Origin of the sequence: Micromonospora sp. C97, assembly GCF_018070385.1 — a bacterium.
In the GTDB taxonomy this organism is placed as follows: Bacteria; Actinomycetota; Actinomycetes; order Mycobacteriales; family Micromonosporaceae; genus Micromonospora; species Micromonospora parva.
Window position 1 is genome coordinate 11852 of the sequence record NZ_JAGPXU010000038.1, and the last position, 19482, is coordinate 31333.

The 19482-nt window shown below is 70.8% G+C and carries 16 protein-coding genes and 1 pseudogene; 11 read left to right on the forward strand and 6 right to left on the reverse strand.

All coding sequences use genetic code 11. From position 1 onward, the window contains the following. The first annotated feature begins 16 nt into the window (after positions 1-16). The 5 genes from KBX26_RS29955 (at position 17) to polA (ending at position 6636) form a co-directional block, all read left to right on the forward strand. Entirely contained in the window at positions 17-1000 is a 984-nt protein-coding gene (locus KBX26_RS29955; protein ID WP_030334342.1) for a branched-chain amino acid ABC transporter permease, read from the forward strand. Beyond that, positions 997-2175, forward strand: coding sequence for a branched-chain amino acid ABC transporter permease (locus tag KBX26_RS29960; RefSeq protein WP_030334340.1), 1179 nt, complete (start codon positions 997-999; stop codon positions 2173-2175). Before KBX26_RS29955 ends, KBX26_RS29960 begins: the two co-directional genes overlap by 4 nt. Further along, on the forward strand, positions 2168-3109 hold the full coding sequence (locus tag KBX26_RS29965) for an ABC transporter ATP-binding protein (protein ID WP_036411954.1): 942 nt from the start codon (positions 2168-2170) through the stop codon (positions 3107-3109). The genes KBX26_RS29960 and KBX26_RS29965 overlap by 8 nt, the downstream gene beginning before the upstream one ends. Continuing rightward, positions 3096-3809, forward strand: coding sequence for an ABC transporter ATP-binding protein (locus KBX26_RS29970; protein WP_030334337.1), 714 nt, complete (start codon positions 3096-3098; stop codon positions 3807-3809). The genes KBX26_RS29965 and KBX26_RS29970 overlap by 14 nt, the downstream gene beginning before the upstream one ends. 127 nt (positions 3810-3936) lie before the next feature. Continuing rightward, entirely contained in the window at positions 3937-6636 is a 2700-nt protein-coding gene (polA, locus tag KBX26_RS29975) for a DNA polymerase I (protein ID WP_210866943.1), read from the forward strand. 525 nt (positions 6637-7161) lie between these two features. Here polA and KBX26_RS29980 read toward each other — a convergent pair. From KBX26_RS29980 to KBX26_RS29995, 4 genes and pseudogenes are all read right to left on the reverse strand, one after another. Next, a pseudogene (locus KBX26_RS29980) lies at positions 7162-7506 on the reverse strand (DUF3140 domain-containing protein); the annotation flags it as partial. Beyond that, the gene (locus KBX26_RS29985; protein ID WP_030337996.1) at positions 7493-7711 is read right to left on the reverse strand and encodes a DUF2945 domain-containing protein; all 219 of its coding nucleotides are present in this window, start codon (positions 7709-7711) and stop codon (positions 7493-7495) included. The gene KBX26_RS29985 and the pseudogene KBX26_RS29980, both read right to left, overlap by 14 nt. Positions 7712-7747: 36 nt before the next feature. Next, positions 7748-8350, reverse strand: coding sequence for a Uma2 family endonuclease (locus KBX26_RS29990; RefSeq protein WP_247675100.1), 603 nt, complete (start codon positions 8348-8350; stop codon positions 7748-7750). Between the two features lie 57 nt (positions 8351-8407). After that, on the reverse strand, positions 8408-9214 hold the full coding sequence (locus KBX26_RS29995) for a class I SAM-dependent methyltransferase (RefSeq protein ID WP_030337998.1): 807 nt from the start codon (positions 9212-9214) through the stop codon (positions 8408-8410). A gap of 441 nt (positions 9215-9655) precedes the next feature. Here KBX26_RS29995 and rpsA point away from each other — a divergent pair, with 441 nt between their 5' ends. Continuing rightward, complete coding sequence (gene rpsA, locus KBX26_RS30000; RefSeq protein WP_030337999.1) at positions 9656-11164, forward strand: 30S ribosomal protein S1; 1509 nt, start codon at positions 9656-9658, stop codon at positions 11162-11164. Positions 11165-11328: 164 nt separating this feature from the next. Continuing rightward, complete coding sequence (gene coaE, locus KBX26_RS30005; protein ID WP_210866944.1) at positions 11329-12510, forward strand: dephospho-CoA kinase; 1182 nt, start codon at positions 11329-11331, stop codon at positions 12508-12510. Between the two features lie 9 nt (positions 12511-12519). Here coaE and KBX26_RS30010 read toward each other — a convergent pair whose 3' ends face one another. Beyond that, positions 12520-14253 (reverse strand): hypothetical protein, encoded by a 1734-nt coding sequence (locus KBX26_RS30010; RefSeq protein ID WP_210866945.1) that lies wholly within the window; start codon positions 14251-14253, stop codon positions 12520-12522. 299 nt (positions 14254-14552) lie between these two features. Between KBX26_RS30010 and uvrB the strand changes: the two genes are divergently transcribed. The 4 genes from uvrB (at position 14553) to KBX26_RS30030 (ending at position 19066) form a co-directional block, all read left to right on the forward strand. Beyond that, the gene (uvrB, locus tag KBX26_RS30015) at positions 14553-16661 is read left to right on the forward strand and encodes an excinuclease ABC subunit UvrB (RefSeq protein ID WP_030338002.1); all 2109 of its coding nucleotides are present in this window, start codon (positions 14553-14555) and stop codon (positions 16659-16661) included. An 84-nt stretch (positions 16662-16745) separates the two neighbouring features. After that, positions 16746-17555 carry an AraC family transcriptional regulator gene (locus KBX26_RS30020; RefSeq protein ID WP_307857940.1) on the forward strand — a complete coding sequence of 270 codons (810 nt, stop codon included), beginning with the start codon at positions 16746-16748 and terminating at the stop codon, positions 17553-17555. A 92-nt stretch (positions 17556-17647) separates the two neighbouring features. After that, positions 17648-18016, forward strand: a complete 369-nt coding sequence (locus tag KBX26_RS30025) for a VOC family protein (RefSeq protein ID WP_210866946.1) — start codon at positions 17648-17650, stop codon at positions 18014-18016. A gap of 192 nt (positions 18017-18208) precedes the next feature. Continuing rightward, entirely contained in the window at positions 18209-19066 is an 858-nt protein-coding gene (locus tag KBX26_RS30030; RefSeq protein WP_030338005.1) for a helix-turn-helix transcriptional regulator, read from the forward strand. Between the two features lie 112 nt (positions 19067-19178). On the opposite strand, the gene KBX26_RS30035 is transcribed toward KBX26_RS30030, so the two are convergent. Beyond that, positions 19179-19472 carry an antibiotic biosynthesis monooxygenase gene (locus tag KBX26_RS30035; RefSeq protein ID WP_124770950.1) on the reverse strand — a complete coding sequence of 98 codons (294 nt, stop codon included), beginning with the start codon at positions 19470-19472 and terminating at the stop codon, positions 19179-19181. Positions 19473-19482: the final 10 nt, after the last annotated feature.

Here is a 19482-nt window from a genome sequence, read left to right on the forward strand (position 1 = left end):
TTCAAGGAGACCCCCGGTGCATTTCGATGAACTGATCGGCCATCTCGGCCAGCACACGGTCGATGGCCTGTCCAAGGGCGCCATCTATGCCCTGATCGCCCTTGGCTACACCCTCGTCTACGGCGTCCTTCGCCTGATCAACTTCGCGCACTCCGAAGTGTTCATGGTCGGTACCTTCGCGGTGCTGATCCTGTGGAACCAACTCGGCGTGCAAAATAACCCGCCCATCGGCCAGGCGATCCTCTTCCTGGTGCTCGGTCTGATCGTCGCGGCGGTCGCCTCCGGCGGCACAGCCCTGGCGCTCGAGCGGGTCGCGTACCGGCCCCTGCGGCGCAAGAACGCGCCGCCGCTGATCTTCCTGATCACCGCGATCGGTCTGTCACTGGTCTTCGTGGAGCTCTTCGGGCAGGTGCTGCCGAAGCTGCTCGGTGGCGCGTTGCCGGATGTGTTCGGCCGGCCCCGGCAGATCATCGGTATGCCGACGATCATCCAGCAGGAGACCCTGTTCACCATCGGCAACACCGCGATCACGAACATCCAGCTGATCGTCTTCGTCGCGGCCGTGGCGATGATGGCGCTGCTGGACTGGTTCATCAACCGCACCCGCTACGGCCGGGGTGTGCGTGCGGTGGCCCAGAACCCGGAGACCGCCGCGCTGATGGGCGTCAACCAGGAGCGCGTGATCATGCTGATCTTCGTGCTCGGTGGCATCATGGCCGGTGCCGCCGCGCTGCTGTGGAGCATGCGGTTCGGCTTCACCCAGAACAGCATCGGCTTCGTGCTCGGTCTGAAGGCGTTCACCGCCGCGGTGCTCGGCGGCATCGGCAACCTGCGCGGTGCGCTGCTCGGTGGCCTCTTCCTCGGCATCGTCGAGGTCTACGGCGCGACGCTCTTCGCGTCCAACTGGGAGGACGTCATCGCCTTCGTGGTGCTGATCGTGGTGCTGATGTTCCGGCCCACCGGCCTGTTGGGTGAGTCGCTCGGGAGGGCCCGCGCATGATCGACAAGATTCGCTCCGCAGATCGCCGCCGGGTCGGTTTCCTGACCTCGATCGGCGACCGTTGGGGGGCCCTGCCGAAGTGGCAAAAGGCCATCGGCGTGGCCGCCCTGCTCGTCTTCGTCTACACCCTGCCGTACCTGGGCAAGCTGCCCGGTGGTCTGATGATCCCCGGTCTGAACAACCTCCGCACCGACTCGATCGCCGGCGGCAACAACTGGGCGGGCGTGCTCTTCGTCTGCGCCATCTACGTCCTGGTCGCGATCGGCCTGAACGTGGTGGTCGGCCTCGCCGGCCTGCTCGACCTCGGCTACATCGGATTCTTCGCGATCGGCGCCTACAGCGTGGCGCTGTTCGGTTCGGTGAACTCGCCGGTCGTCAAGTGGATCCAGCAGGAGTTCGACCTGCCGCCGACCTGGGCGGTGACCTGGGGGATCTGCCTCCTGCTCGCGATCGTGCTGACGATGATCTCCGGTGTGCTGCTGGGTTGGCCGACGCTTCGGTTGCGCGGTGACTACCTGGCCATCGTCACGCTCGGCTTCGGTGAGATCATCCGCATCGTGGCCCGCAACGCCACCGGGGTCACCAACGGTCCGGTCGGTATCTCGGCAATTCCGGGTCCGGAGGGTCCGCCGTCGGCGGACAACAAGGTCTTCGGTCTGATCGACGCGAAGCCCTGGTACTGGCTGGCGATCACCTTCGTCCTGCTGATGGTGATCCTGGTTCGTCGGCTGGAGCACAGCCGGGTCGGTCGCGCCTGGCTCGCGGTCCGCGAGGACGAGGACGCCGCCGCCGTGATGGGCGTGTACCCGTTCAAGTTCAAGCTGTGGGCGTTCGCCATGGGCGCGGCGCTCGGTGGCCTGTCCGGCTTCCTCTTCGGCAGCCGTAACGCGTTCATCGACCCGACCCAGTTCAACGCGAACCTCTCGATCCTCTTCGTCGCGATGGTCGTGGTCGGCGGTTCCGGCAACATGCTCGGTGTCTCGCTCGGCGCGGTGCTGCTGGCGTACCTGCCGGAACGGTTCCGGGACTTCGCCGACTACCGGTGGCTGGTCTTCGGTCTGGCCATGGTGCTGGTGATGATCCTGCGTCCGCAGGGTCTGATCCCGAGCCGGCGGCGAGCCCGCGAGTTGAAGGATCGCGCGGCGGAGGCAGAGGAGGCGCCCGCTCATGTCTGACCAGACCACCAGCACGTCCGCGCCGAAGATCCCGGCCCAGCCGGGGCCCCGGTCGGTACTGCTCGAAGTCGACGACGTCACGCTGCGCTTCGGTGGTGTGGTCGCCCTTGACAAGATCAATTTCCAGATCTACGAGGGCGAGATCCTCGGCCTCATCGGGCCGAACGGCGCCGGCAAGACCACCAGCTTCAACGTGATGACCGGGGTCTACAAGCCGACCTCCGGTGCGGTCCGGTTCCGCGGCCAGAAGGTGACCGGCCGCAAGCCGCATCAGATCAGCCAGTTGGGCATCTCCCGTACGTTCCAGAACATCCGTCTCTTCCCGGAGATGACAGCACTGGAGAACGTCATGGTCGGCACCGACTCCCGGCACAAGACCAGCGTGCCCGGAGCGCTCTTCCGGGTGCCCCGGAAGAAGCCGAAGCCGCACGAGTTGCCGCAGGTGACCGCCGAGGCGGGCATCCAGCGGACGTGGCAGGAGACGCGTCGCACGTTCGCCAAGACGTTCGGGTTGTCCCGGCACATCCTGGAGGAGCGGGCGGCCGAGGCCAAGGCGCTGGAGTTGCTGCGGTTCGTCGGCATCGCCGACCGGGCCAACGACGAGGCGCGCAACCTGCCGTACGGCTACCAGCGTCGGTTGGAGATCGCCCGCGCGCTGGCCACCGAGCCGAAGCTGATCTGCCTGGACGAGCCGGCCGCCGGCTTCAACCCGGCGGAGAAGGAGGAACTCCTCACCCTGATCCGCAAGATCCGGGACATGGGCCTGACCGTGCTGCTCATCGAGCACGACATGCGGCTGGTCATGGGTGTCACCGACCGGATCGTGGTGCTGGAGTTCGGCCGCAAGATCGCCGAGGGTGCGCCCGCGGAGGTCAGCCGCGATCCGAAGGTGATCGCCGCGTACCTGGGGGAGCCCGCCGATGACGCTGCTTGAGCTGGAGAACGTCGCCGTCGCGTACGGTCGGATCGAGGCGCTGCACGGGATCAGCCTCACCGTGAACGAGGGTGAGGTGGTGGCCCTGATCGGCGCGAACGGCGCCGGCAAGACCACCACCATGCGGGCCATCTCCGGGACCCGGTCGCTGGCCGCCGGGAAGATCACGTTCAACGGCGAGGACATCAGCAAGCTCCGGGCCGACCTGCGGGTGGTCCGGGGGCTGTGCCAGTCGCCGGAGGGACGGCAGATCTTCCCGGGTATGACGGTCATGGAGAACCTGGACATGGGGGCGTACACCCGGCGGGACTCCGCCGGCATCGCCGCCGACCTGGACCGGGTGCTGACCCTCTTCCCGCGACTGGCCGAGCGCCGCAAGCAGGCCGGTGGCACCCTCTCCGGCGGTGAGCAGCAGATGCTCGCTGTCGGCCGGGCGCTGATGAGCCGACCGAAGCTGCTGCTGCTCGACGAGCCGTCGATGGGGCTGGCCCCGCTGGTGATCCGGCAGATCTTCGACATCATCACCGAGATCAACCAGCAGGGCACCACGATCCTGCTGGTGGAGCAGAACGCCCAGCAGGCGCTGTCGCGGGCACACCGCGGTTACGTGCTGGAGACCGGTCGGATCGTGAAGGAGGGGTCCGGTCAGGACCTGCTGCACGACCCGTCGGTCAAGGAGGCGTACCTCGGCGTGGCCTGAGCCACCCGAGCCGGCGGCCGGTCATCCCCTCGCGGGGTGACCGGCCGTCGGCGTTCGGATCGGCAGTCGTTGCGGCACCCCGTGCCGAAGGTCGGGGATGTCGGTGCGACGGACTAGAGTCGCTGCCGTGACAGCTACGACACCGCGCCTGCTTCTCGTCGACGGACATTCCATGGCATACCGGGCCTTCTTCGCCCTGCCCGTGGAAAACTTCTCCACCACGACGGGTCAGCCGACCAACGCGGTGTACGGCTTCACCTCGATGCTGATCAACGTGTTGCGCGACGAGCAGCCCACCCACATCGTGGTGGCCTTCGACGTCTCCCGCCGGTCCTTCCGCACCGACAAGTACGCGGAGTACAAGGCCGGCCGCAGCGAGACCCCGACCGACTTCAAGGGCCAGGTCAGCCTGGTCAAGGAGGTCCTGGCCGCGCTGCAGATCCCGGTGGTCGAGAAGGAGGGCTTCGAGGCCGACGACGTGATCGCCACGCTCGCCTGCCAGGCCCGCGACCAGGGCATGTCGGTGCTCATCAGCAGCGGTGACCGCGACGCGTTCCAACTGGTCGACGACCAGATCACCGTCCTCTACCCGCGCAAGGGCGTCTCCGACCTGGCCCGGATGGACCCGGCCGCGATCGAGGCGAAGTATGGTGTTCCGCCTCAGCAGTACCGGGATCTCGCCGCGCTGGTCGGCGAGACCAGCGACAACCTGCCCGGCATCCCGGGCGTCGGCCCGAAGACCGCCGCCAAGTGGATCACCACGTACGGCGGGGTGGAGGGCGTGATCGCCCGGGCCGACGAGATCAAGGGCAAGGCCGGCGACAGCCTGCGAGAGCGGCTCGCCGACGTGATCCGCAACTACGAGATCAACCGACTCGTCTCCGACCTGGAGCTGCCGCTGCTCCCCGAGGACACCCGCTGGACGGGTTGGGACCGCGAGGCGGTGCACCAGGTCTTCGACACCCTGGAGTTCCGCATCCTGCGCGACCGCCTCTACCAGTACCTGGAGGCGGTCGAGCCGGAGGCCGAGTCCGGCTTCGACCTGGCCGGTGAGGTGCTCACCGAGCCCGGCGCGCTGGCCGGGTGGCTGAGCACGCACGTCCCGACCGGCACCCCGGTCGGGTTGGCGGTCAAACTCGACACCGGCCCCAATCGCCGGCACACCGCCTCGATCACCGGTCTCGCGCTGGCCACCGCCGGCGGCGCGGCGGCCTGGGTCGACCCGGCGCAGCTCGACCCGACCGACGAGGCCGCCCTGGCCGGCTGGTTGGCCGACGCGCAGCGCCCCAAGGTCCTGCACGACAGCAAGCCGGCAGTGCTGGCCTGCGCCGCGCACGGCTGGCAGCTCACCGGCATCGTCCGGGACACCCAGATCGCCGCGTACCTGGCCCGGCCCGACCAGCGGTCCTACGACCTGACCGACCTGGCGCTGCGCTACCTGCACCGGGAGCTGCGGGTGGACGTCCCGGAGTCCGGCCAGCTCACCCTCGACGGGCTCGGTGACGAAGGGGTCGTTGAGCAGAACCTGATGCTCCAGGCCCGTGCCACCCTCGACCTGGCCGACGCGATCGACGCCGAGCTGTCCCGCGACGGCGAGCAGTCCGCCCGGCTCATGGCGGGCGTGGAGCTGCCGTTGATGCGGGTGCTGGCCACCATGGAGAGCACCGGCATCGCCGCCGACACCGACTACCTCTCCGAGCTGGAGGCCCACTTCGCCGCCGAGGTGAAGGCCGCCGCGCAGGGCGCGTACGAGGCGGTGGGCCGGGAGTTCAACCTCGGCTCGCCCAAGCAGTTGCAGGAGATCCTCTTCACCGAGCTGGGCCTGCCCAAGACCAAGAAGATCAAGACGGGTTACACCACCGACGCCGACGCCCTGCAGTGGCTCTACGCGCAGCAGCCGCACCCGGTGCTGGCCCACCTGCTGCGCCACCGGGACGTGGCCAAGCTCAAGTCGACAGTCGACGGTCTGCTCAAGTCGGTCTCCGACGACGGCCGGATCCACACCACCTTCAACCAGACAGTGGCGGCCACCGGCCGGCTCTCCTCCACCGAGCCCAACCTGCAGAACATCCCGATCCGCACCGAGGAGGGCCGCCGCATCCGCCGGGCCTTCGTGGTGGGGGAGGGCTACGAGAGTCTGCTCACCGCCGACTACAGCCAGATCGAGATGCGCATCATGGCGCACCTCAGCTCGGACGACGCGCTGATCGACGCGTTCAACTCCGGCGCCGACTTCCACGCCGCCACCGCCTCGTCGGTCTTCGGGGTTCCGCTCGACGCTGTCACCCCCGACCAGCGCCGCAAGATCAAGGCCATGAACTACGGCCTGGCGTACGGGCTCAGCGCCTTCGGCCTGTCCCAACAGCTCAGCATCAGCACCGAAGAGGCGCGCGGGTTGATGGAGAACTACTTCGCCGGCTTCGGCGGGGTGCGCGACTACCTCCAGCAGGTGGTCGCCCGGGCCCGCCAGGACGGCTACACCTCCACCATCCTGGGCCGGCGCCGCTACCTGCCCGACCTGGTCAGCGACAACCGGCAGCGGCGTGACATCGCCGAGCGGATGGCGCTCAACGCCCCCATCCAGGGCTCCGCAGCCGACATCATCAAGGTGGCGATGCTGCACGTCGACACCGCGATCCGCGAGGCCGGGCTGCGCTCACGGATGCTCCTGCAGGTGCACGACGAGCTGGTCTTCGAGGTCGCGCCGGGTGAGCGGGAGGCCTTGGAGGCACTGGTCCGGCGGGAGATGGGCGAGGCGTACCCGCTGTCGGTGCCGCTGGAGGTGTCGGTCGGCCTGGGCCGGGACTGGAACAGCGCTGATCACTGATCGTCTGGTTGGTTCTTGCGGGTGGTTGCGGTCTGGGTGGTTGCGGTGTGGGGGTTCCGGGGCAGCCCGACCCACTCCGGGCGGTCAGGCTTGATCCCTGCGTGGGTCGGGCTGCCCCGGAACCCCTGACCGGGTTGCCCTGGTCGCGGCACTGGGCGTGGGTGGGCACCGGATAGATCACGCGGAGCGCCCCCGGGCGCCTGCCCCCGCCCGCACCGCTCGTCCGCCTCGCATGGTCCGTTCTCGCGCGCCCCGCGCCCCGCGCCCGCATCTCGGATTCCGACGACGAATGCGGCCGCGGGAGACCGGGAGCCGGGGTTCGGGACGCCCACGACAGCCAAGATCGTGCTCGAACCAGGATGTAGTGGTGTGCGGTGGCGGGGAGGCCCCTACATCATGGATCGAGCGCGATCTTGGCAGTCGACGGGGCGGTCGGCGGGACCGTGGTGCCCGTACGGCGGACACCGCACTTGCGGCAATGTCGTGTGCGGACCTTGTGGTTGGCCCGCGGGAGCGGTCCGTCTACTTCAGCGGGTCGTGGCCCCAGTTCATGAGAGACCAGCGCCACCTGGTGTCGCGGACGTCGCCGGAGGGTCGCTGCGCCATGTGTCGGCGTACGTAACCGACCACCTTGCGCATGTGCTTGTAGTCGCCGTCGGACAGGTCGCCACGTTTGCGACGGAGCAGGTTGATGATCTTTCGGCCGGACTCGTGCCCGACGGACTCGCCTCCACCGGCGTGACCGCCCTTGTGCCAGCCAACCTGCTTCGACTCGTCCGTCTCCAGCCACGTGGACAGCTCGCCGGGCTTCATGTTCACCGCTTCGGTGAACTCCCGGTAGGTGTCCCGGCCGTCGTCACTTCTGCTCATGGCGCAGCGCCTCCGGTCGGTGGGCCACGTCGCGGCCCGTGCCGTCACTGCGGACCCGGTACTGCGGATCGTCGGGGGCCGCGTTCACCGCCCGCCCGCGAATCCGCGTCCGCTCGGTGATCGTGCCCCGCACCACGCCGTACGCGCGGCTGCCATGGGCCGACCAGGAGACACGGTCGCCCTGGTGGAATCTCTGTTCGGCCATGGCTCTCGGCTACCCGACCCGGTCGGGGCGAAACGACTACGGGGTGATCTCGGCGACCGGCAGCTTGATGTCGAACGGCTCGGCCAGCTCGATCACGTCGGCGCCGTCGGCGACCAGCTCGTACTGCCGCTCACCGCCCGGCCCCACCCGGTCGCCGATCCGGTACGCGTAGACGTGCACCGGGTCCTGCTCGATCCGCCAGTAGAACGGGATGCCGGCGGCGGCATACTCCCCGGGCTTCGCGAACCTGTCGATCCGTCGCGTGCCGGGCGACACGATCTCCACGGCGAGCACGACGTCCGCCGGCCGCAGTGTGGACCGGTTGGACGGGATCTCGGCACGGCAGAGCAGCACGTCCGGCTGCCGGCTCGTGTTGCGGCTGAGCGCGACACCGACTGCTTGGGCAGCACGAAGGTTCGCCGGGGCGTGCGAGCGCAGCCACAGCCACAGCAGGCTGCAGATGTCCTGATGGCCCAGGGTGGGGGAGGGTGTCACCTGGATAACTCCGTCGACGAGTTCGACGCGGGGGGCGTCGTCCGGCAGGGCGAGCAGGTCCTCCAGCGTGTAGTCGGCACGCTGCTGCCGCATCGGATCCGGACACCAGGGGCCAGGTGGTGTCGGGATGGGCTCGGCGCTCATGGAGTCGAGCCTACCGGCGATCGATGGATCGCAGGTCGGACCGCGGGTGCGACCCGCTCACCCGGCCGGCTTCTCGGTGACGAAGATGGCGGTGCCGGGGAAGAGCCGTCCGCGCAGCGGGCTCCACTGCCCCCAGATCTCCTCGTGTCCCTCGGGCCACTCCGGCTCCACCAGGTCGAGCAGCCGGAACCCGGCGCCCACCAGTTCCCGGATCCGGTCGCCGAGGGTGCGGTGCTGCTCGACGTAGGTGGCCACCCCGTTCTCGTCCTGCTCCACGTAGGGGGAGCGGTCGAAGTACGAGTGCACCGCCGTCAGCCCGCCCTCGCCGGGGTCGTCGAGGAAGATCCACCGCATCGGGTGGGTCACCGAGAACACCCACCGGCCGCCCGGGCGCAGCACCCGGTGCACCTCGGCGAGCAGTGCCGCCGAGTCGTCCACGAACGGGATCGCGCCGAACGCGGTGCAGGCGACGTCGAACGACTGGTCGGCGAACGGCAGGGCGAGCGCGTCGGCCTGCACCAGCGGTACGCGTACCCCGGTGCGGTCGGCGGCCGTGGCGGCGTGCCGCAACATGCCGGCGGACAGGTCGAAGGCGACCGGCCGGGCGCCCTGGGTGGCGAGCCAGCGGGCGGCGGCCGCGGCGCCGGCGCCCACCTCCAGCACCCGTCGCCCCGACACGTCGCCGAGCAGCCGCGCGTCGGCCTCGCGCAGGCCCTCGGGACACCAGACGAAGTCCACGTCGCCGAGGAACGCGCCGTGTTCGGCCTGGTAGTCGTCGGCGTCGGTGTCCCACCAGCCGCGGTTGGCGCGCCGCGCCTCGGCGTCACCCACCCGGCGCCGGGTAACCCGGCTGTCGTCATCCACGCGCCCACGCTAGGCCTCACCCGCTCGATTGGGTACGACGGCGCGTCGGAGATCTCGGTGACCGGCTCGCCGTCGGCGGCGGTGGCGCGCGCCGACCCGGCGACCCGAGTCGATCAGGCGCGGCGGCGACGAGGCGCACGGGGCTGCTGTGACGCAGGAGACAGCAGGGGTGTTTTCCGGGCGATTGTTCGGCTTTCGCAGGTCATCGTGTGGAGAGAACCCGGGAGGGCTTGCACGCTGTGGTAATGCGCACGGTAGGCTAGACGATGCGCTCGCGGATCGCGTTGCCTCGGCAGGGAGCAGGTGCGCGGTCGACGGAGCCACATCATGATCTCACTAGGCGATCGTTCGGTGTGCCCGGCGACGGATCCGCTGGCGCGAACAGGTCACTGCGACACACCAGCCTGCTGTGACAACCCACCGACCGGAGCAACCGCCCACATGACGAGCAGCATCGAGGCCCCCTCGAGCGCCACCCGGGTCACCCACGACGATCTCGGTTCCGAGGAGGCTTTCCTCGCCGCGATCGACGAGACCATCAAGTACTTCAACGACGGCGACATTGTCGAAGGCACCGTCGTCAAGGTCGATCGGGACGAGGTCCTGCTCGACATCGGCTACAAGACCGAGGGTGTCATCCCCTCTCGGGAGTTGTCGATCAAGCACGACGTGGACCCGGCCGAGGTTGTGACGGTTGGCGACCACATCGAGGCCCTGGTCCTCCAGAAGGAGGACAAGGAGGGTCGTCTGATCCTCTCCAAGAAGCGGGCGCAGTACGAGCGGGCCTGGGGCACGATCGAGAAGATCAAGGACGAGGACGGCGTCGTCCGCGGTTCGGTCATCGAGGTGGTCAAGGGCGGCCTCATCCTCGACATCGGGCTGCGCGGCTTCCTGCCCGCGTCCCTGGTCGAGATGCGTCGCGTGCGCGACCTGCAGCCGTACGTCGGGCGGGAGCTCGAGGCCAAGATCATCGAGCTGGACAAGAACCGCAACAACGTGGTCCTGTCCCGCCGGGCCTGGCTGGAGCAGACGCAGTCCGAGGTGCGCACCGAGTTCCTCAACAAGCTGCAGAAGGGCCAGGTCCGCAAGGGCGTCGTGTCCTCGATCGTCAACTTCGGCGCCTTCGTGGACCTGGGCGGCGTCGACGGTCTGGTGCACGTCTCCGAGCTGTCCTGGAAGCACATCGACCACCCGTCCGAGGTCGTCGAGGTGGGCCAGGAGGTCGAGGTCGAGGTCCTGGACGTCGACCTGGACCGCGAGCGCGTCTCGCTGTCGCTGAAGGCGACCCAGGAGGACCCGTGGCGGCAGTTCGCCCGCACCCACGCGATCCAGCAGATCGTGCCGGGTAAGGTCACCAAGCTGGTTCCGTTCGGTGCGTTCGTCCGCGTGGACGACGGCATCGAGGGCCTGGTCCACATCTCCGAGCTGGCCGAGCGCCACGTGGAGATCCCGGAGCAGGTCGTCCAGGTCGGCTCCGAGGTCATGGTCAAGGTCATCGACATCGACCTGGAGCGTCGCCGGATCTCGCTGTCGCTCAAGCAGGCCAACGAGGGCTTCGTCGAGGGCGAGGAGCACTTCGACCCGACCCTCTACGGCATGGCCGCGACGTACGACACCGAGGGCAACTACATCTACCCGGAGGGCTTCGACCCGGAGACGGGCGAGTGGCTCGAGGGGTACGACAAGCAGCGCGAGACCTGGGAGAACCAGTACGCCGAGGCTCGTCTGCGCTGGGAGGCCCACACCAAGCAGGTGCAGACCTCTCGGGCCGCCGACGCCGAGGCCGCTGCCAACCCGACTCCGGTCGTCCCGGCCGCTGCCGGTGGCGGGGGTGGCACCACCTCCTCGTCCAGCCCGGCCCCGAGCCGGCAGGCCGAGGAGCCGGCCGGCACGCTGGCCACCGACGAGGCGCTCGCCGCACTGCGGGAGAAGCTCGCCGGCGGTAAGTGACCCGCTGAACGACGACGGGCCCCGTCCCCGCGATCTCCGGATCGCTGGGGGCGGGGCCCTCGCCGTACCTGCCGCACACGAGCTGCGCCGGTCGGAGCGGTCGGCGGGTCGCCGGGTGGCGGGCGGGTTTGGCGGCGGGCTTGTGGATCCGGTTGACTGTTCGGGTGCTGAGGGTGGGGTTGACCGGCGGGATCGGGTCCGGCAAGAGCGCGGTGGCCGCGCGGCTCGTCGAGCGGGGCGCGGTGCTGATTGACGCCGACCGGGTGGCCCGGGAGGTGGTGGCGCCGGGTACGGACGGGCTGGCCGAGATCGTCGCCGCCTTCTCCGACGCGGTGCTGGACACCGACGGCGCGCTGGACCGGGCCGCCCTGGGAGCGGTGGTGTTCGCCGACGAGGCCGCCCGGCGTCGGCTGGAGGCGATCACCCACCCCCGGGTCCGGGCCCGCACCGCGGAGCTGACCGCCGCGGCGGCACCCGACGCGATCGTCGTCAACGACGTGCCGCTGCTGGTCGAGGTGGGTCTCGCGCCGACGTACCACCTGATGGTCGTGGTGCAGACGGCCGTGCCGACCCGACTGGAGCGGCTGGCGCGCGACCGGGGGATGAGTCGTGCGGAGGCCGAGCGGCGGATCGCCGCCCAGGCCGACGACGCCCGCCGGCGGGCGGTGGCCGACGTGGTGCTGACCAATGACGGCAGTCTGGCGGCGCTGCACGACGCCGTCGACGTGCTCTGGCGGCAACGGCTGGTGCCCTACGAGGACAACCTGCGCCAGCGGCGGGTGGTCCCGCCGGACCCGGCGGCGTCGGTCGGCGCCGACGCGAGCTGGTCGGAGCAGTACGAGCGGCTGGCCGCCCGGATCCAGCACGCGCTCGGCTCGGCCGCCCTGCGCATCGACCACATCGGCGCGACGGCGGTGCCCGGCCTCGCCGCGCAGAACGTCATCGACGTGCAGGTGGCGGTCGCGAGTCTCGCCGACGCCGACGGGCCGTTGGCCGACCGGCTGGCGAGCGCCGGGTTCCCGCGGGTGCCGGGGCAGTGGTGGGACGACCCGCGCCCGGCCGGCAGGGGGCGTTGGGAGAAGCGGCTGCACGGCAGTGCGGACCCGGCCCGCCCTGTTCGTCTGCACGTGCGGGTGGCGGATTCACCGGGCTGGCGGTACGCGTTGCTGATGCGCGACCACCTGCGTGCCGACCCGGATCAGCGGGCCGCGTACCTGCTGCTCAAGCGGGACCTGGTCGCGTCGGCGCCGGAGGCCGGCGATTCCGGCACGGCCCGGAACCCGTGGTTCGACGAGGAGTACCTGCGGGCCGAGCAGTGGGCCACGCAAACCGGCTGGCGGGCCTGAGGGCGCCGGTCAGCGGGTGCCGGGCCGAGGGGCCGAGGACCGGGGAGCTGCCGGTCGGGGGTTGGCAGGCCGGGGGTTGGCGGCCAGCCGGGGCACGACGGCGGGTTGGAGGTCCAGGTGTGCCCACGCGCCGACGTCGGTCCGCAACTCGAGTCGGCGCAGCGACCCGTCCCCGCGGTCGATCCAGTAGCGCAGCCGCGCGCCGGCCGGGCCCGCCTCGATGACGTCCACGGTCCGTCCGGCGGTGACATCGTCGCGTATGCGTACGGCCGCGCCCCGGTGCCCGACCGACCCGGCGGTCACCGCGGCGTCGACAAGCACGCTCAGGTCGTCCCCGCCGGGTCGGGTGACCCGCCAGGCCCCGGCCGGGGGCGGCAGCGGCGGCCGGGCCGGCGCCTCCGCGGTGCCGCCGCCGGCGGCGACCGCCGGCAGGTCGGCCCGGGCCAGACCGGCGGCGTCGCGTCGCAGCAGGGTCCGGCGATCCGGTACGCCAAGGTCGGCGACGGCGAGGTACGCGGTCCGCGCGGTCCAGCTCACCCAACCGGCGCCCCGCAGGTTCGTGTCAGTGCCGACCGGCGCGGTCAGCGTGAGCGTGGCACCGCCCTGGGCGCGGAGCCGGGCGGGCAGCCGGTCGAGCCGACGCTGTTCGGCGTCGGTCAGCACGCGGGGCAGACCGGGTCGGCCGCCGAGGGCGTCCACCGGTCGTAGTGTCGGCCGGTCCTCCCGGTTGAACACCACAGTGACCGGGCCGGTGCCGGGCAGGCGGGTCACCAGCTTGTGCAGCCGGGCGTCCTGGTCGAGCCAGTACCGGGTCTGTCCGTCCGGGGTCGGTGTCGCGGCGCGGGGGGTGCCGGGCGCCGTGCTGGCGGCCGGCGCGCCGGTGGCCAGTGGCGCCTGTATGACGTCCAGGGGGCCGGCCGGCGCGGTGTCCCGGGCGATCCAGCGCGCCTCGCTGGACGGTGCCGTCCGGGTCGGGTCGGGGCGATCGGCGGCGAGATCGAGGAGCAGGTCGAGCACCGGTGCCAGGTGCGCCCCGGGGGTCAGTCGGTGCAGCCGCCACCGATCCGCCGGTGGCATCAGTGGTGGTGCGGCGGGAGTGGGCACCGCCGCCGGGTCGGGCCTGATCACCAGCACCGGCCCGCTCTTCTGCAGCAGCCCGCGTTCGGCGCCGGCACCCGGGCCGCCCACGTCGAGGTAGAGCAGCGACCGGGACCAGTCCACCCAGCCCACCAGTTCGACGCGGGCGGCGTCGGTGCCGGCCGTCACGCGTACGCCGGCGCGCAGGTCCCGCAGGTTGGTGACCCGTACGGCGGCCAGTCGATCGCTCTCCGACACGGTCAGCGGCCGGGCTGGCTCGGGCGGGTCGGGTGCCCAGCTCAACAACCCGAGCACCAGGGCGGTCGCGGACGTCACCGCCGTCAGGCCGAGCAACAGCAGCACGGTACGCCGACGACGTCCGGCCGTGGCCGGGCCGGTGGTGTCGGTGGTGTCGGTGGTGTCCGTGAGGTCGGGGCCGGTGGTCTCGTGGTCCTCCGCGCGGGTCCGTGCGGCGGCGGCCCGGCCGCTGGCGCTCGGGCGGCGGGCGGTGGCCCGGCGGGCGCCGCCGGTGGTGCGGGCTGTCGTGGACGCGCCGCTGGCTGAGCCGCCGTCGCCGCTGCCCGGGGCGTTGCCGGTGCTCGGGTCGCCCGGCCGCGACGGGGTCGCGTGGGCGGTGTCGGGCGCCGGGGTCGGGGAGGTGTCCACGGAGATGAAACGGCCGGGGTGGCACCGAGGTGACGAGCAGGGGCGCTCGCGGCGGCCGGTCTGCGCCTCGAGCGCGACCACACGGGTGCGCACGCCGGACGAGCCGGGTGCTGCGACCGCAGTGCCGGGGGCGACCGGCCGTGATGTTGGCCTGGCCACCGGCCCGGTCGGCCGCCGCGAGCGGCCTACAGGAAGAGGGTAGTCCCGGTGACATGGGCCACACAATGGGAATATTGAAGCCGATCACGTACCTGGCGTGACGGCCGAACATGTCGGACCTGCGGCGTACCGTTGACGGCATGGCGCTCGACATTCCCCGGCTCGACAGCCGCTTCCAGGTCGTCAGTGAGTTCCAGCCGGCCGGCGACCAACCGACCGCGATCGACGATCTTGAGCGTCGGGTTCGGCGCGGCGACCGCAACACCGTGCTGCTCGGCGCGACGGGCACCGGCAAGAGTGCCACCACGGCGTGGCTGATCGAGCGGCTGCAACGCCCCACCCTGGTGCTCGCCCCGAACAAGACGCTCTGTGCGCAGTTGGCCAAGGAGTTCAGCGAGCTGCTGCCGCACAACGCCGTCGAATACTTCGTGTCGTACTACGACTACTACCAGCCCGAGGCCTACATCCCGCAGACCGACACCTACATCGAGAAGGACTCCTCGATCAACGAGGAGGTGGAGCGGCTGCGGCACTCGGCGACGATGTCGCTGCTCACCCGCCGCGACGTGATCGTGGTGGCGACCGTCTCGGCGATCTACGGGCTGGGCACCCCGGAGGAATACCTCGACCGGGCGGTGAAGGTGCAGGTCGGCCAGGATCTCGACCGCGACCAGTTGCTGCGCCGGCTGGTCGACATCCAGTACACCCGCAACGACATGGCCTTCCAGCGCGGCACCTTCCGGGTCCGCGGTGACACCCTGGAGATCATCCCGGCGTACGAGGAGCTGGCCGTGCGCATCGAGCTCTTCGGTGACGAGGTGGAGAAGCTCTACTACCTCAACCCGTTGACCGGTGACGTGGTCCGCGAGGTCGACCAGTTGGTGATCTTCCCGGCCACGCACTACGCGGCGGGCCCGGAGCGGATGGAGCGGGCGATCCGCGACATCGAGGTCGAGCTGGCCGAGCGGCTGGCCGAGCTGGAGCGGCAGGGCAAGCTGCTGGAGGCGCAGCGGCTGCGGATGCGCACCACCTACGACATCGAGATGATGCGGCAGGTGGGTTTCTGCTCCGGCATCGAGAACTACTCGATGCACATGGACGGGCGGCTGCCCGGCAGTCCGCCGCACTGCCTGCTCGACTACTTCCCCGACGACTTCCTCACCGTGGTCGACGAGTCGCACGTGACCATCCCGCAGATCGGCGGCATGTACGAGGGCGACGCCTCGCGCAAGCGGATGCTCATCGACCACGGCTTCCGGCTGCCCAGCGCGGCCGACAACCGGCCGTTGCGCTTCGACGAGTTCCTGGAGCGGGTCGGGCAGATGGTCTTCCTCTCCGCGACCCCCGGCACCTGGGAGATGGAGCAGGCCCAGGGCGAGTTCGTCGAGCAGGTGATCCGACCGACCGGCCTGGTCGACCCGGAGGTCGTGATCAAGCCGACCAAGGGCCAGATCGACGACCTGATGCACGAGATCAAGCTGCGGACCGACCGGGACGAGCGGGTGCTTGTCACCACGCTGACCAAGAAGATGGCCGAGGACCTGTCCGACTACCTGCTGGAGAACGGCATCCGGGTGCGCTACCTGCACTCGGAGGTGGACACGCTGCGCCGGGTGGAGCTGCTGCGTGAGCTGCGCAAGGGCGACTACGACGTGCTGGTCGGCATCAACCTGCTCCGCGAGGGTCTGGACCTGCCCGAGGTGTCGCTGGTGGCGATTCTCGACGCTGACAAGGAGGGCTTCCTGCGCAGCGGCCGGTCGCTGATCCAGACCATCGGTCGAGCCGCCCGTAACGTCTCCGGTCAGGTGCACATGTACGCCGACAAGATCACCCCGTCGATGGCGGCGGCGATCGACGAGACCGATCGGCGGCGGGCCAAGCAGATCGCGCACAACGAGGCGCACGGCATCAGCCCGGAGCCGCTGCGCAAGAAGATCCACGACATCCTGGACGACATCTACCGCGAGGCGGAGGACACCGAGAACTCCCGGGTCGGGGGTGCGGTGCGGCAGCTCTCCCGAGGCAAGGCGCCGGTCAAGGAGACCCGCAGCCGGAGCCGCTCCGCTGCCGCCACCACCTCCCGGGAGGGGATGGCCCGCGCCGACCTCGCCCAGCTCATCCAGGAGCTCAACGACCAGATGTTGGCCGCCGCCCGCGAGCTGCAGTTCGAGTTGGCGGCCCGGATCCGCGACGAGGTCTCCGACCTGAAGAAGGAGCTGCGCGGCATGGACGCCGCCGGCGTGAGGTGACGGTCTCCCCGGTCGGCCACGCCCAGCGTTACGCCTGGGCCCGGCCGACCGGGGCAACGCGAAGGGCGGGCTCTGTTGACGGCGGTGACGCCGGTTGGCGAGATGGTCCTCGGGCTGCCCGAGGCGACGCTGCGTCCGTTCGTCGACCGGTACGTGGGCTACCGGGAACGCGCTGACGTGCCACTGGTCCGCCGGGAGTCGGCGGGCGTCTTCGTGGTGCTGATCCTGGGTTGGGGTGCTCCGCTGGACGTGACCGACCCGCGCAGCGCCGAGCGCGGCGTCACCACCGTCGACTCGTTCGTGGCCGGCACCTTCGACGGTTGGTGCACCACGCGCACGGTGGGCGTGGGGGAGGGTGTCGAGTTGCTGCTCGCCCCGTTGACCGCCCGGCGGCTCCTCGGCCTGCCGCTGGGCGAGCTGACCAACCGGGCCGTCGGCGTGGAGCAGCTCCCGGGCCACTGGCTGGATCGGCTGCGCGACCGGCTCGCCGAGGCCCCGGGCTGGCCGGAGCGGTTCGCCCTGCTCGACCGGGTGCTCACCGCCCGACTGACGGCGTCCCCGCCGGTGGACCCGCGGCTCGCCTGGGCGTGGCGGTGGCTCGTCGCCAGCGGTGGGCGGGGGAGCGTCGGTGAGCTCGCCGACGAGCTGGGCTGGAGTCGGCGGCACCTCGCGTTCCGGTTCCGGCAGGACGTCGGGCTGCCACCCAAGATGGCCGCCCGGCTGCTGCGTTTCCAACAGGCGCACACCGTGTCGACCGAGATCGCGTCGAGCGGCCGGGCCGTCGACTGGGCCGCGGTGGCGGCGGCCTGCGGTTACTACGACCAGTCCCACCTGATCCGGGACTTCCACCAGTTCGCGGGGGCGACGCCGGCCGCGCTGCTCGCCGCCCGGTGACGACGCTCGACTGACCCCCTGCTCGCGGCGGCGACCCGCCGAGGTCGCATTCGTCCAATCCGGATTCGCGCCGCCGGACGCAGAATCGGGTCATGCGAACCATCTATCCGATCCTCCGTTACCCCGATCCCCGCGCCGCGATCGACTGGCTCGGCACCGCCTTCGGTTTCCAGGTGCACGCCGTGCACGAGGCACCCGATGGCACCGTCGCGCACGCCGAGCTGATCCTCGACACCGGCATGATCATGCTGGGTGGGCGGACCGACGCCGCGCCCCGCCCGGCGGACGACGACTGGTCGGTCTACGTGGCGGTGCCGGACGTCGACGCGCACTGCGCGCGGGCCCGGGCGGCCGGCGCCGAGATCATCCGTGAGCCGTTCGACACCGACTACGGCTCCCGTGACTACGCGGCGCGCGACCTGGCCGGCACCGTCTGGTCGTTTGGCACGTACCGGCCCTGAACCCCCGCCGAGCCGGCCCGCAGCCCGCAGGGCACCCACCCCCTCGACCGTGAACCGCCGCTGACCTGTGGAAACGATGCGGGTGGGCGGGCCCGGCCGGGCGGCGGCATCGAATGCCCCGATTGCGGTGTGCGAGCGAACTATTGCACTGGGTGATCGTCCTGCGTAGTCTCCCTCGGTGGGGAGGCCGGGATGCCGCTGCCAACAAGTCCTGTTATTCGACGTGCACGTCTCGGCGCAGAACTGCGCCAGCTTCGTCGGCGCGAGTCGCTGACCCTGGAGCAGGTCTGCGACCGGTTGGGTTGGGCCTCGACGTCAAAGCTGTCCCGCATCGAGCTGGGCCAGAGTCGCCCGGACCTTGCCGACGTGCTCGATCTGCTGGACGTCTACAAGGTGCCGACGCCCGCCCGGGAGGCGCTGATCGTCATCGCCCGGGACGCGGCGACCAGTCGGGGCTGGTGGAAGACGCTGGGCGAGATGAGCGAACGGCAGCGCACCTACGCCGAGTTGGAGGCGGGTGCCGCCGACATCGTCGAGTACCAGCCGTCGGTGGTGCCGGGGCTGCTGCAGACGCCCGCGTACGCCCGGGTGCTGGTCACGGCCAGCGCCCAGCTCACGCCGGAGGTCGATGTGGACGCCGAGGTGCGGGCTCGGGCGCTACGGCAGGAGGTGCTGCGGCGGGCCTATCCGCCGCGCTACACGGCGGTGCTCGCCGAGGCCGTCTGCGACCAGGGTGACCTGCCGGTGGCGGTCTGGCGGGAGCAGCTGCGGCATCTGGTCGCGGTGACCGGGCTGTCCCACGTCACGGTGCGACTGCTGCCGCGCGGGGTCGCCGGTGGCGGCCTGCATCCGCTGACACCGTATTCCTGCTACGCCTTCCCCGACCCGGCGGACCCGCGGACGGTGATGCTCGAGGCGCTGACCACCGACGTCCGGTTGGCCACCGCGCTCGACGTCGACCGCTACCAGCGGATGACCGAGGCGTTGCTGGCCGCGGCGCTGTCGCCGGAGGAGACCGTCACCGTGCTGGCCCGCCGCGTCGGCGAGTAACCGCCGACGGCGCGGCGCCGCGCGGCCACCGGGCCCGGCGCCCCCGAGCCCGTCGGGACCGGCGGCCGGCGCGTGCGTCCGGCACGATAACCACGGGGTACGACAGGCAGGCTCAGGCCGGCACGTCGAGGAAGTGCTCGACCACCGGCGGTCCCGCGAAGTGGGGGCCGATCAGCGCCCGCCACCGCTCGAACCGTTCGGTGGCCCGGAAGTTCTCCTCGTGGGCCTCGACCGAGTCCCATTCGACGAGCAGCACGAAGCGGGTCGGCGACTCGATTCCCCGGGTCATCCGCACGGACCGGCAGCCGGTCGCCCCGGCGAGCACCGGGTGCCCCTCGGCGTACGCGGCGGCGAACGCGTCCTCGTGTCCGGGCAGTACGTCGATCAACGCGACCTCAAGCACCATGTCGGACAGC